Below are 13,935 nucleotides of genomic sequence, written 5' to 3'. Positions count from 1 at the left end.
ATCGCGGGGACGGAACAGGATCCGTACTTCGCCAGATTCGAAGGGAGAAAGAGGACTGATGGCTTTACCTGAGGGAGTCAGGATGCGATTCGATCACGTATCGATTGCGGTGCGTTCAATCGATCGCGCGCTCGAATTTTTCCAGAAGTATTTTCCGGTCACGATTCGCGAGCCCAAGACTCTCGACGAGCAGGTCAGCGGCTCCTTCTATTTTCAGAGCATCCATCTCGGTGGTTTCGCGGTTGAACTGATTGAAGATCTGCCGAACAAGCCCGGCTTCGTGACGAAGTTTATCGAGCGGCATGGCGAGGGGATGCATCATCTGTCGATCGAAGTGAACCATCTCGAGCCGATCATCGCGCCGCTCAAGGCCGACGGCTATCGAATCGTCGATGAGATGACGATGCCGAGCGGCTCGGCGACCGCATTCATCTCGCCGCGCGCGGCGTTCGGCGCGCTTATCCAGTTCTGGCAGGTGCCCGACTTCGACACCCCGCATCCCAAGCCCGCGCCTGACGGCCTGGCGTATTTCGACCACGTCTCGCTCGCGGTCAAGGACATCACGGCCGCGTACGATTTCTTCGGCAAATATCTCGGCGGCAAGTCGGCGCGCGACATTCACGTGAGCAACTCGGAAGGAAACTTTCAGCTCGGCAACATGGAAGTAGCGGGCTTCAAGCTGGAGTTTATCGCAAGCCCGCCGCATGCCGTGCAGAACGACTTCGTTGCGAAGTTCATCAATCGCTACGGCGAAGGGATGCATCACATCTCGATGGACATCAAGGATTTCGACGGAATGCGCGATCGGCTGAAGCGCGACGGAATCCGCGTCGTGGACGAGAAGCGCAACTGGCGCGGCGAGCGGCAGTTCTTCATCTCGCCCAGCTCCGCGTTCGGCGTATTGATCCAAGTCTGGGACGGCCTGAAGTAGATGGCCGAGGCTCGCGAGCGGCGCGCGATCTTTTTCGACGCGGCTGGGACGCTGTTCGAATCGCGCGAGCCTGTAGGCCACGCCTACTCGCGAATCGCACGCGAGCATGGTCTCGACGCGTCCGTGGACGCGGTGACCGCCGGGTTTCGCCATGCTTTCGGCTCGGCGCCGGGGCTCGCGTTCGGTCCGGGTCACGATTCGAGCCGCCTGCGGCATCTCGAGCGCGGATGGTGGCGCGAGCGCGTCCGCGAAAGCTTCGCCGGGCTCGGCGAGTTTCGCGACTTCGACGCCTACTTCGACGATCTGTTTGCCTACTTCGCCGATCCAGCCCACTGGCAGGTCGATCCTGAAGCGGTAACCACCTTGGATCGTCTAAAATCCAGTGGGTTGCGCCTGGGAGTGATTTCGAACTTCGACCATCGCGTTTACCGAATCCTTGATGGACTCGGTCTGACTGGCTATTTCGATTCTATCACGATTTCATCGGAAGCCGGTTACGCCAAGCCGCGCCGCGAGATCTTCGACCTCGCACTCAGGAGCCTCGGCGTCGAGGCGCGCGACGCCATGCACGTCGGCGATTCGCCCCATCTCGATCTCGCCGCCGCCAGCGAAGCGGGGATGGTCGCGGCGCTGATCGACCCGGCTCTCAAGGGCGCGCCCGCGATCGAAGGCCGGACGGCGCGTGTAAGGTCGCTTGCGTCTGCGATCGGTGTTGCGCATATATTCGGATTTGCTTGATCTTCTAAGCGGGTTGTCTTTATCTAAGGCGACCCGTTTTTGGGAACAGTCGTGGGGAACAACAAAATGAAGGTTTCGCTTCCAACGCATCGCCTGTTGGTGATGATTTCCGCCCTCTGCGCTCTGGCGTTCATGACCGCGCCGGCGGCCGCTCAAAGCCTGTCCGATCTCGAAAGCGAGATCTCCGGCATCGAAGGTCAAATGGGCGCTGCCGAGTCGAGCGCCGGTACGGCAAGCTCGGTCGTCGATCGGCTCGACAAGGCCGAGAGCGATTTCGCGCGCCTCGCGTCGAGCGGCAAGGCCGACAAGAGCGCGCTGGTCCCAGCCTACAATCAGCTCGAGTCCATGCTGACCAGGATCTCCGACACTTACAAAAAGAAGAAGGAAGATTGCATCGCGTCTATCGACCAAGGCGGTCAGTGCGACTACAGCGAGCCTGAACAGGTCGCGCTGAAGGCGGCCTATCCGCTCGCGTGGCTGCGGTTCACGGGCGCGACCTCGCTCTTCACCGACAACTCGACAGAGCAGAAGAAGCTGCTCAACGAGTCGATCGATGGCTTCACCGAGAGCACGCTGGTGATCGTCGATCCGACCCTCGTCGCTGAGAACCTGCTCGGCCGCGCCTATTGCGAGCGCGAGCTCGGCAAGTTCGATCACTCCGAGTACGACAAGGCTATCGCCGACTTCAAACAGATCATCGAATCCGCTCCCGGATCGCCCCAGGCCAAGGCCGCCAGGCAGGGTCTTGCGACCACTTACATGGCGATGGGCAACGCAGGGGAAGCGGAGAAATATACGGAAGGTGGCAACACCTCGACCGGTGGCGGTCAAATGCTTCAGCTTCAGGCCCTGTTCAGCGCTGAGAACGCCACTCGCGATCCTGCGCAGAAAGCCCAGTATCACGCCAAGCTGGTGGACGCTCTGAAATCCAAGGAGAACGACAAGGCAGGCTTTGCGATCGATATCGCGGCTTCGTCGAAGTTCTCCAGGAACGTGGTCGAGGAATTTGGCAATGGCGACCCGTTCGAGAAGTGGCTGCTCGCCAACATCCTGCTCAACCGCAAGGACGAGAACGGCGCGGCCAAGTATTTTGCCGAGGCGGCCGAGACAGGCAAGTATCCCAAAGGCTATCAATACGCCGCTGATATCTACCTCAAACAGAAGCGTTACGATCAGGCTGAGGCGCTACTCACTCAGATCGCAAAGGGCAGCGGCGGCAACGCCGAGTGGGCTGCCTCGACCAAGTTCAGCATCGCGCGCGAGCGATGGGACGCGAGCGGTCAGAAGGACGCCAACCTCGAGAATCAATGGGTTGCCGCCGCCAACGAGTACCTGAGCAAGTTCCCGGGCGGTTCCAACGCGCCGCAGATGCGCTTCCGTCTGGGCGAACGCCTGCAAGCGCAAGGCAAGTATGTCGAAGCGGCCCAAATGTACTCGCAGGTCAAGGGCGAGAACGACTACAGCTACACCGCTCGTTTCAACGGCGCCGAGTGCAGTTACAAGGCGCTCGCTGCTGCCAGCAACAAGGATTATAAGGGCCCCAAGGTCGATATCGAACAACTGAAGAATCAGACCGTCTCCGACCTCCAGGAAACGATCAAGATGGCCCCGCAGGCCGAGCGCATGGCGGCGGGTAATCAGAAGAAGTTCGTCCATGACACTCGAGGCCGCGCGATCCTGATGCTCGCCGATATCCTCGAGACCGAGCCCAAGATCGACTACCCGCAAGTCGCTTCGCTGCTCGAAGGTTACGAAGGTCAGTATCCGCAGATGAGCGACCACTTCCATGATATCCAGGAGTGGCGCATCACGGCCCTCGCGCAGATGGGCAAGTATGATGAAGTGCAGCGCGACGTCGCGTCCCTGGTCGAAAAGAACAAGGGCAACATGGCGCAGAACGACTTCATCAAGGGTCTCGGCCTCGATTTCTGGAAGGCGGCGGAGACCGATCAGGCAAACGGCGACGAGAAGGGCTTCATTGCCAATGCCAAGCTGACGGCAACCGCCTACAGCTACTTCTCCGACATGGTCGCGAGCGGCAAGATCCCGGTGAAGAACCTGACCGGTACGCTGTCGATTCTGGCCCAGGCCTACCAGGCGCTTGGCGAGGAAGCCAAGGCCGAGACGATCTTCAACCAGGTCGTGAAGGCTGATCCGGGTTCGCCCGACGCGAACGCCGGTCTCGCGCGAATCGCGCAGGCCAAGAAGGACTGGAAGGACGCGGTTACGCTGTGGACCAACGTCGAAAGCACCGCGGCTGAATCTGACAACCTGTGGTACGAAGCCAAGTACAACCTGGCGGTCGTTTACGTAGCGCAGGGCAACACGTCCGAGGCTTGTAACAAGCTCGCGCAGACTCGCGCGGAGCATCCCACGCTCGGCTCCAACGAGATGCTCCACAAGTGGGACGCGATGCAGAAGAAGCTGTGCCTCGATCATAAGGGCTAGGCACGGTGCTGAAGAAAATTCATCACGTGGGCGTGGTGGTGCCAGACCTTGAGCAAGGGCTCAAGTTCTGGCGCGACACGCTCGGTCTTCATTTCACCAAGAGCGCGACCATCGAAGAGCAGGGCGTCAAAGCCGCGTTGCTCAAGGTCGGCGAGAGCGAGATCGAGCTGCTCGAGCCGATCAACCCTGACAATGGCGTCGGTAGGTTCCTCGCCAAGCGTGGCGGCGGACTCCATCACGTATGCTTTGAGACTGAGGATGTCGCCAGGGAACTCGACGGCGCGCGCGCCAAGGGTATCCAGTTAATCGATCAGAATCCGCGCCATGGTCTCGCCGGCCTCATCTGCTTTCTTCATCCCAAGGCGACGCGCGGCGTGCTGGTCGAATACGCGCAGCCACTGGACGAGTAGCCGCTATGCCGATCTACGAATATCGATGCACCGACTGTGAGAGCACCTTCGAGGCGTTCGTGCGCCCCGGTCACGACGACGCGGAATGCCCGTCGTGTCACGGCGATCACCTGTCGCGCGAGATGTCGGTGTTCGCGTCGCGCAGCAACGGCGATGGCGCCGCCGCGATCTCAAGTGCGATCGCGCAGAACGGCGGCTCGCGCATGGGCGGGGGCGGATGTTGCGGGGGCGGATGCGGCTGCCACTAGCCGCTCAGCTCTCCTTGCGCTCGGCGAACTCCGCCTTCGCCGCCTTCATCAGCTCCGGCTCAGCCAGCAGATCGTAAGCCGTCATCGCCATCGCCTTGGCGACGCGAATCATCGCGTCGTAGCCGCGCGACGAATCGGCATGCCTGACGAACGCATCTTCATGACAAGCGCCTTCGCCGTGATGCGCGATCGCAAATACCGGATGAATCGCGGGAATCGCGTGGCTGATATCGCCCATGTCGGTGCTGCCTGTAGGCACATCCTGGCGCGCCACGGGAGAATGCGTGCCGAGTTCCTCGCTATGCGCGGCATAGCGATCGGCCATTGACATGTTGTTGATCATGTTCTTGTAGCCGCCGAGATGCTGAACGTCGACCTTGGTCCCGGTCGCGAGCGCGGCCGCCTCGGCGCATCGCGCGATACGCTCGCCAATCTCCTTGGCGTATTTGCTGGTCCTGCCGCGGGCGAGGAACTGGCACTCGGTGAACTCGGGAATGATATTCACCGCCTGGCCGCCGTTGGTGATGATGCCGTGGAGGCGCGAGCCGTCGCGCAGATGAAGCCGCATCGAATCGACGCTGTGAAAGAGCTGCAGCACCGCGGTGAGCGCGCTCGCTCCATCCCACGGCGCGAGCGAGGCGTGCGCGGCACGGCCGGAGAAGGAGATTTTCACGTGATGCGTCGCGAGCGCCGGCATCGTGCGATACTCCATGTCCATCGGATGCGCCATCATGGCCGCATCGACGCCGCGCAGCACGCCGCGATTCAGCAGCAGTATCTTGCCGCCGCCGCCTTCTTCGGCGGGCGTGCCGACAAAGACGATCTTTCCCGGCAGCTTGTCGTCGATACTCTTGAGTCCCGCAACTGCCGCGAGCGCCGCGCCGGCAATCAGATTGTGGCCGCACGAATGGCCGTTAGGCAGCGCGTCATATTCCGCCATGATTGCGACCGTCGGACCCTCGCCACCGAACTCGCCGCGAAAGGCGGTAGGCATTTCGCCCACCCCGCGCTGCATCGCAAGTCCCAGCGCCTCGCCAGCCTTGACCAGCAGATCGGCGGCGAACTTCTCCTGGAAGCGCAGCTCCGGATGCTCGTGGATCTCGTGGCTTAGGCCGACGACCTCTTCCCGGTAAGAATCGATCGCGCGCGCAATCTCAGCATGAGCGCTCATGATGTCCTCCACCGATCGCAATAGCATCGCCACCGCCAAGCGTCCACGGAATCATCGCGATTCATGGCTTCGCTCGCTTCTTTGCCTGGTACGATAGCGCCCTACATTTGGAAAATAAGGAAAGCGCTGCGCGCGCTTACCGGTACCGGCCCTTCGGGGCGCGCCGAGAGCTTTCGACTCCGCAGACTCCGCTCAAGATGACTGTATGTGCGGGAGAGGTGATGCGCCTCGCATTCAACGCATGCCCCGTTCTTTCCCAGCGAGTTCTCCGGGCCTTCGTTATGAAAAAGAATCGACATTTTGCTCAGCGCCAACGTGTAGCCTCTCCCTGGCCCTCTCCTAGGATAAGGAGCGGGAATCGAAAAAAGGGCAGGGGAGCAAAAATTCGGCGGCACGCATCGATCAAGCAATAACGAAGGGGCCGGATGAGGACGACTCATCCGGCCCGGAAAAGATCGATTGACTTGATAGCGCGAGGCGCGCGATTTCCGCTACGGACGCACGCGCGTCAGCGGCTGCGTCAGCATCTCGGGAACCGGCTCGCCCTTCTCGGCCTTGTGCTGCGCGTAGTCCTGCATCGCGGTCAGGATGCCGGCCACGGATTTGTTGAAGAGCACTTCCTGGTTCTGGCGCGCCCACTGATTCGAATAATCAATCTGATGCGCCACCGGGCCCTGGAATTGCGGCGCGACGTAGCGCGCGAACAGCTCGTATGAGCGCAGCGTCTTCTCGCGCGTCGTCCATTCGTGCGCGAGCCCCAGGATTCCGCCGAAGCCGCCCGACGCTTCCTGCAGCTCGCGAATCCGTGCGACCGCGTCGTCAGGAGTGCCGATGATCACGCCGCCACGCGCGATCATGCGATCGATCGTCATCTCGGCCGTCGGCTGTCCGGGATATTCCTCGAACTGAAGCCGCGCGCCGAGCGTGCCGATGAAGTAATCCTGGATCCATCGATTGGCGCCCTCGCGAATATCGTTCAGCGCTTCTTCGCGCGACTCGGCGAGATGAATCGGGAACACGAGCCGCCAGTTCTTGCGATCCACGGTCTTGCCGTTCTCAGCCGCCGTCTCCTCCGCCATCGCCCAGCGCTTCTTCAGATCGTCGAGGCCGCCCGGCGCATACGAAGCCACCGACAACACGCCGCATCCGAGCTGACCCGCCGCGACCATTCCCGACGGCGACACGGTGCTGGCGACGAAGATCGGCATATGCGGCTGCTGGAACGGCTTCACCTGCAGATGCGCATCGACCATCTTGAAGTACGAGCCGTCGATATTGATGCCGCCTTCCTCAGTGAACAGGCGCACGATCGCCTTCACGCCTTCGACCATCCGCTTGCGCTGCGTGGTCGTTTCGATGCCGAACATGTGCGCGTCCGCCGCGAGCGCGCCCGGGCCGCATCCCATCAGCACGCGCCCATGCGTCAGATGGTCAAGCAGGCTGAAGCGCTGCGCGATATTGAACGGATGATGGTAAGGAACGCTGACGACGCCCGAGCCCAGTTTGATGCGCTTGGTGCGCGTCGCGGCGACCGCCATGAAAATCTCGGGCGACGATATGATCTCCCATCCCGACGAATGATGCTCGCCGATGAAGGCCTCTTCGTAACCGAGCTCGTCGAGCCATTCGATGAGCTGCATATCGCGTTCGAAGCAGAGCGTGGGGTTTTCACCCACGCGATGGAAGGGCGCCATGAAAATTCCAAATTTCATCTGTTCTCCTTGCGGGCGGCCGTGCCGGGCGCGGCGGGATCGAAACTCAAGCTACGAAAGAAATCGCCGCCGGACAAGTTCATTGAACGAGCGTTTAGTTGCGCGCGACTCAGCCGGTGACGGCGCGGGTTCGCGTTGGAAATCGATAGCCGGAGGCACTTTGCTCGGCGCCGATCTGGAAGTCGACGTCGAACAGATGCCCGTCGCGATGCATCACGTTGAGCCGCAGCGGCTTGTTCAACAGTTTGCCGATGCCGGCGGAGAGGAAGCGCCTCAGGCCCTGCTCGTGCGCCTCGCGCTGATGCTCGGGAATCATGAGCGCGGAGAGCCTGCGGCCGACAGCTTCGGCGCGGGTCCATCCGAAGAGCGCCTCCGCGGTGGGATGCCATTCGACGATTTCGCCGTTGCCGTCCATCACGAACGAGACCGGATCGGATTCGATCGATGTTTTGTTCTCGCTCATCGCGCCGACGCCCCCTGAAGCTGAGGCTAATCCTAGGCCTTGCCGTTTAGTGACTCAATTGAGGGCTGAATTCTGAAACATCGGCGGGCGAAATTCGTCAAAGGTCAACGAGGATCGTGGCCCCATGGAGCCGCCGTAAAGTGAGCTTGCCCAAGCGCACCGCAAATAGGATCATTATCCGGTGGCCTCGCAGTTCGAAGCTGCGGGGCACTTTTCCAGTGGGACACAGGATGCCTAAAGCCCGGATGGTGTGGATGGCCGCGGCGATCGCGGCGCTGCTGATGGCCTTCACGTTCGACGGCGTCGCGCGCGCGCAGCAGGGCGGCACGACGCGGCCCTCGAGTTCGCTGGTCATTCCGGGCCATCAGAATTCGGGCGGCTCGACGCTGGAGCTTCCCTCGATGCCGGCGCCGCAACGCGGGATGACGCCCAATCTCGAGATTCCGCCGCAGGCACCCCAGGGCGGCGAGGAGCTCACGATCCCAAGCCGCGAGCTGCGCGAGCAACCCGGCTATGAGCAGGTGCAAGTCACGGTCACCGATCCTTCTGGCAGTTACGTCACAGGTCTGCAGAAACAGGATTTCAATCTCTATCTCGACAACAAACCGCGCCCGATCCAGTTTTTTCGCCAGGACACCAACGCTCCCGTTTCAGTCGGAATTCTGGTCGACACCTCCGGCAGTATGACGCCGAAGATTCCGCAAGCGCGGGTGGCGATCGCGGAATTCTTGCGCGATTTGAACGATCGCGACGACGTGTTCCTGTTCGCCTTCTCGTCGCATCCGTTTTTACTCCAGTCGTTCACGATGAATCACGAACTGGTGATGCGCCGGCTCGCGCTTCTGCACGCCTATGGGCAGACTGCGCTCTTCGACGTGATCGAGCAGGGCCTCGGCCTCCTGCGTCAGGGACGCTACGACAAGAAGGCGCTGCTGGTTGTCACCGACGGAATGGACAATGCCAGCGCCGCCACCGTGGCGGACGTGGTTGCGCAGGCGAGGCGGATGGGTGTGCTGGTGTACTCGATCGGCATCGGCGATCCGAATCCCGGCGCCGGTATCAGCTTCGCGATCGGGCCGTTTGCGCTGCCGAACTTCGGCGATGCTGACCGGGTCGACGTGGAAACGCTGCACACCCTTTCGACTGAGACTGGCGCGAAGACCTACGTGATTCGCCAGGTGGGCGACGGTGAGCAACTCAAGCGCGCCTGTGAAGAGATCAGCCTCGAGCTGCGCGAGCAGTACACCGTTGGCTTCGTCGCACCCGATGCCGCCGCGGGCGGATATCGCAGCGTGCGGGTCGACGTGCCGGGCAAGCCCACTGCGAGCGTGCGCGTGCGCAAGGGCATCGAGGTCGGGCCCCATTCCGAGTCGGCATACAACAATGCCGGGATGCCGTAGCCGCGGCGATCTTTCGACCTATTTTTGCGCTTCTTCGGGCTGCTCGATCGGGCGCACGACTTCGCCGTCGCGCGCGGCCTGCCCGAGGTTCAAGGCGACCTTCTCGTTACCCGTGAGCCCCTGCAGAATCTGGCTTCGGATACCGTCGTCGTAACCGAGAGTCACTTCGGCGAGATGGATTCGATCGCCGTTGATCACCGGCACATAGACCTTGTCTTTTTCGAAGACCAGCGCCTCGTCGGGCACGAGCGGCGCTGACGACGCGCCGTGAAGCTTGATGTTCACGTGAGCGAACATCCCGGGCAGCAGCTTCAGATCATCGTTGGGCAAATCCACCTCGACCAGCATCGTGCGCGTGTCTTGCATCAGCGCCTGGGGATGCCGGGTGACGGAGCCGGTGAACTGATCGCGGGGATATTGCGAGACCGTCACCTCTGATTTGTCGCCGTCGTTGATAAACGCGGCGTCGTCCTGGGGCATCTGCACATAAACGCGTACGGGCTTGAGCGTCGCGGTGTTGAAGATGGGAGGATTCGAGCTCGCCTGCGCGCTCTGCTCGGCAACCAGCGCGCCAGGATCGAGATTGCGCGCCGTGACCACGCCGTCGTAAGGCGAGAGCACGCGCTCGTAGCCCTGCTCGGCCTTGAGCGATTGCCACTTCGCGTAAGTCTCTTTCATCTGGGCGTTGGTTTCATCGGCTTGCTGCTGCGGAACGACCGAGGCGTGCACCAGGTCCTGGTAGCGGCGATTTGTGATCGCGGCGATCTTGTAGCTCGCGAGCGCGTCATTCACTTGCTGGTCAAGCTCTGGTGACACGACGATAGCGAGGAGCTGATCCTTCTTAATCCGATCGCCCTTGTCGACGAACATCTTATCGATGTAGCCGGCGACCTTCGAATAGATCGGGCTCTCGAAGTAGCCGTGAACGGCGGCGGGATAGATCACGTCGCGCGTTTCGCTTTCATGCGTCAGCGGCACGACCACGACAACTGGGCCGAGCTGCTCCTGCTGCTCGAGCGAAGCAGTTTGATGGGAAACCCAAATGTCGCGCGCGAGCACTAACCCGCCGAGCAGGCACAGCACCAGCACGACAGCGCCGATCCAGACCGCATAAAAAAGCGGCCCGGAACGAATCGGCGCGGGAGTGGAGTTCTCAGTCATGGTCAATCCTTTTCCGCGATTTCCACCAGCGCCGCAACCTCGGCGTCGCGCTGGCGCTTGCCGATTCGCTCGCCGCTGAAGAACGAATACACGACGGGAACGACGATCAGCGTCATGATCGTGGCCGCGATCAGGCCGCCGATCACGGCGCGGCCCAGCGGAGCGTTCTGCTCGCCGCCCGCGCCGAGCGCCAGCGACATCGGCAGCATCCCGAGGATCATCGCAAGCGCGGTCATGATCACCGGGCGCATCCGCGTGATGCCGGCCTGGATCGCGGCGCTCACCACGTCGTGCCCTTGCTCGCGAAGATCGTTGGCGAAGGTGATGAGCAGGTTGCCGTTGGCGACGCCGACTCCGACCGCCATGATCGCGCCCATCATGGATTCGACGTTGAGCGTGGTGCGCGTCGCCACCAGCATCCAGAGCACGCCGGCCAGCGCGCCCGGCACCGCCATCATAATGATCAGTGGATCGACCCATGATTGGAAGTTAGTCGCCATCAAGAGGTACACGAGCACGATCGCGAGCAGCAGCCCGGTACCCATGCTCGTGAACGAAGCATTCATGGCCTCCGCTTCGCCGCGAATCGTGACGCGCGTGCCCGCGGGCAGGTCCTTGAGCGCATCGACTTTGGCCTGCACCGCGGCCGCGACCGAGCCGAGATCGCGTCCTTCGACATTGCAATTCAAATCGACGACGCGCTGCACCGTGTAGTGGTTGATGCCCTGCGCCTGGACCTCGTGCGATACGTCGCTGAGATTGGTCAGGAACTGGGCGGGAGTGCCGTCGGTGCTCGAGGTGATAGGCGTGCGGCCGATGGCCTGGATCGAATCGACGATATGCTGCGGGGTCTGCACCGCCACGCTGTAATTGACGCCGTTGCGCGGATCGAGCCATTGGTTCGGCGAAGTGACGACGCTCGACGCGAGCGAGGTCAGGATACTCATCGTCACGTCGCGCTGGGTGATTTGCTGCTCCAGGGCCTTCTCGCGATCGACCTTGATGCGCAGCGTCGGATAGTCAATCACCTGTGCGATGCGGATATCGGACGCGCCGGGAATGGTTGCGACCTGGTCCTGCAACTCTTCGGCGATTCGATAATCGTCATCGAGATTGCGGCCGACGATTTGCACGTCGATCGGCGCCGACAGGCCGAAGCTGAGCACCTGGCTGATAATGTCGGCTGCTTGTGGATAGATGATAACTCCAGGATAGCGGCGATGGATGGCGTCGCGAATCTGATCGACATAGCCAAGGCTTGGATGATGATCGGCGGAGAGCTGAATCTGGATGTCGGCGTCCTGCGGGCCGATGCTGTCGGTTTGGTAGAAGAGCAGCGCCCAATAGACCGGCAGGCCGATGTGGTCGGTCATCACCGAAAGTTCGTTGGACGGGATGACCGAGCGAATCGTGCGCTCGACGCCGTCGAGGATGCGCGCGGTTTCCTCGATTCGCTTGCCGACGGGAACCCGCACGTGAAGCCGGATCATGCCGGAGTCGACGCGCGGGAAGAAGTCTTCGCCCGCGACCCGCACCAGGCCCATCGAGGCGACGACGATAATCGCGATGCAGCCGAGGACCAGCGCGCGATGCGCCATGATTCGCGCGAGCAGGATGCCGTAGCGGTCGCGCTGGCGATCGAACCAATTCTCAAAGCGCGTCGTCACGCGGCCGAGCCATCCTTTGACGGCGTGTCCCTCGGGCTCGTCGGCAAGAAGATGCAGCGCCATGCTCGGCACCAGCGTGCGCGAGAGCAGGTACGACGTGAGCATCGCGTAAACGACGGCGAGCGCAAGCGGGGTAAAGAGGAACTTGGCGACACCAGTTAGAGCGACGACCGGCGAGAACACGATGCAGATCGCGAGCGTGCCGACGAAGGCCGGCACTGCGATCTGGCGCGCGCCGTCGAGAATCGCCACGCCGAGCTGCTTGCCCATCGCGTGGTTGCGATGGATGTTCTCGACTTCGACGGTCGCGTCGTCAACCAGCATTCCGATCGCGAGGGCGAGCCCGCCCAGCGTCATGATGTTGATCGTCTGGCCGGTGAGCTTGAGTCCGATTATCGAGGTGAGGATCGCGAGCGGGATCGAGGTGATAACGATGAGCGTGCTGCGCAGCGATCCCAGGAACAGCAGCACCATCAGCGCGACCAGCGATGCCGCGATCACGCCCTCCTGCAGAACGTCTTTGAGCGACTCGCGCACGAACACGGATTGATCGAACGCGAGCTTCGCGGTGAGTCCTTTGGGCGCGATCGCGAGCATCCGCGGCATGATCGCCTTCACCGAATCGACGATCGTCAGGGTCGAGGCCGACGCATGCTTCAGGATCAGCATGTAGGTTGCGAGTTGGCCATTGAAGCGCACGACGTCGGTTTGCACCGCGGAGGTATCGCTCACGTGAGCGATGTCGCCGATATAAACCGGCGCGCCGTTGACGACCTTGATCGGCAGCGTGTTGAGCGCGGCGACCGTGCGCGGGCTGCCGTTCATCACGACGTTGTAGTCGGTGTCGCCGATCTTGGCGTCGCCGCCCGGAATGATGACGTTCTGCGCCTGCATCGTGTTGACCACGTCCTGCGGCGACACGCCCCGCGCATACATCGCGGCCGGATCGATGTTGACCATGATCTGGCGCTGCGCACCGCCGAAGGGAGCGGGCGATGACAAGCCGGGAATGGTGAACAGGAACAGGCGCGCGAAGTTGTAACCGAAGTCGTAAACGCGGCTCTGCGGCAGCGTTTCGCTCGACATCACCATGAACGCGATCGGCACGTTGGTCGCGTTATAGTCGATGACGCTCGGCGGGCTGATGCCGGGCGGCAGGATGTTCTTGATCGCTTCCGAGACCGAGACGAGCTGGGAAATCGCAAGCCCCGTGTCGGCGCCGGGCTGCATGTAAAACTTGAGCAGACCGATGCCGTTGAGCGAGGTCGATTCGATGTGCTCGACGCCGTTCATCGTGGTGGAGGAGGCGCGCTCGCTGATACTGACGACGCGCTGCTCCATCTCCTCGGCGGACAGGCCGGGGTAGTACCAGACGCAATCGACGACAGGGATGTTAATCGCGGGAAAGATGTCGAAGTTCATCGTGGACAGCGACACCAGCCCCAGCAGGAGCATGAGCGCTGCCATCACGGCGACGCTGATCGGTCTTCGCAGCGCGAGTTGGACAATCCACATACGACGCGCGCTCCCGTCCTCCGCATCCCGCGCGGGAGCGGAAGAAACGATCACGGAGTTCAAGCGGCGGA

11 protein-coding genes are annotated in these 13,935 nt (G+C 61.9%); 6 read left to right on the top strand and 5 right to left on the bottom strand.

Annotated features, from left to right (window positions below; all coding sequences use genetic code 11):
- Nucleotides 1-58: 58 nt before the first annotated feature.
- The 5 genes from VMA09_06100 to VMA09_06080 all read left to right on the top strand — a co-directional run bounded on the left by VMA09_06100 (nt 59) and on the right by VMA09_06080 (nt 4,775).
- Nucleotides 59-931, top strand: a complete 873-nt coding sequence (locus VMA09_06100; protein HUA33158.1) for a VOC family protein — start codon at nt 59-61, stop codon at nt 929-931.
- Nucleotides 932-1,669: an HAD-IA family hydrolase gene (locus VMA09_06095; protein HUA33157.1), complete on the top strand. Its 738-nt coding sequence runs from the start codon at nt 932-934 to the stop codon at nt 1,667-1,669.
- Nucleotides 1,670-1,735: 66 nt separating this feature from the next.
- A complete protein-coding gene (locus VMA09_06090; protein HUA33156.1) occupies nt 1,736-4,117 on the top strand; it encodes a tetratricopeptide repeat protein in 2,382 nt (793 codons plus the stop codon).
- A 5-nt stretch (nt 4,118-4,122) separates the two neighbouring features.
- Entirely contained in the window at nt 4,123-4,527 is a 405-nt protein-coding gene (gene mce, locus VMA09_06085; GenBank protein HUA33155.1) for a methylmalonyl-CoA epimerase, read from the top strand.
- A 5-nt stretch (nt 4,528-4,532) separates the two neighbouring features.
- Entirely contained in the window at nt 4,533-4,775 is a 243-nt protein-coding gene (locus VMA09_06080) for a zinc ribbon domain-containing protein (GenBank protein ID HUA33154.1), read from the top strand.
- A 4-nt stretch (nt 4,776-4,779) separates the two neighbouring features.
- Here VMA09_06080 and VMA09_06075 read toward each other — a convergent pair whose 3' ends face one another.
- The 3 genes from VMA09_06075 to VMA09_06065 form a co-directional block, all read right to left on the bottom strand.
- Complete coding sequence (locus VMA09_06075; protein HUA33153.1) at nt 4,780-5,946, bottom strand: amidohydrolase; 1,167 nt, start codon at nt 5,944-5,946, stop codon at nt 4,780-4,782.
- 491 nt (nt 5,947-6,437) lie between these two features.
- A complete protein-coding gene (locus VMA09_06070; GenBank protein HUA33152.1) occupies nt 6,438-7,658 on the bottom strand; it encodes an LLM class flavin-dependent oxidoreductase in 1,221 nt (406 codons plus the stop codon).
- A gap of 109 nt (nt 7,659-7,767) precedes the next feature.
- Entirely contained in the window at nt 7,768-8,121 is a 354-nt protein-coding gene (locus VMA09_06065) for a PAS domain S-box protein (GenBank protein HUA33151.1), read from the bottom strand.
- A gap of 230 nt (nt 8,122-8,351) precedes the next feature.
- On the opposite strand from VMA09_06065, the gene VMA09_06060 reads away from it, so the two are divergent.
- Entirely contained in the window at nt 8,352-9,521 is a 1,170-nt protein-coding gene (locus VMA09_06060) for a VWA domain-containing protein (GenBank protein ID HUA33150.1), read from the top strand.
- 18 nt (nt 9,522-9,539) lie between these two features.
- On the opposite strand, the gene VMA09_06055 is transcribed toward VMA09_06060, so the two are convergent.
- On the bottom strand, nt 9,540-10,682 hold the full coding sequence (locus VMA09_06055) for an efflux RND transporter periplasmic adaptor subunit (protein HUA33149.1): 1,143 nt from the start codon (nt 10,680-10,682) through the stop codon (nt 9,540-9,542).
- A 2-nt stretch (nt 10,683-10,684) separates the two neighbouring features.
- Nucleotides 10,685-13,864: an efflux RND transporter permease subunit gene (locus tag VMA09_06050; protein ID HUA33148.1), complete on the bottom strand. Its 3,180-nt coding sequence runs from the start codon at nt 13,862-13,864 to the stop codon at nt 10,685-10,687.
- Between the last annotated feature and the right edge of the window lie 71 nt (nt 13,865-13,935).

This window comes from Candidatus Binataceae bacterium (assembly GCA_035508495.1).
GTDB lineage: Bacteria > Desulfobacterota > Binatia > Binatales > Binataceae > JASHPB01.
This window is presented reverse-complemented; position numbering and strand designations above follow the sequence as displayed.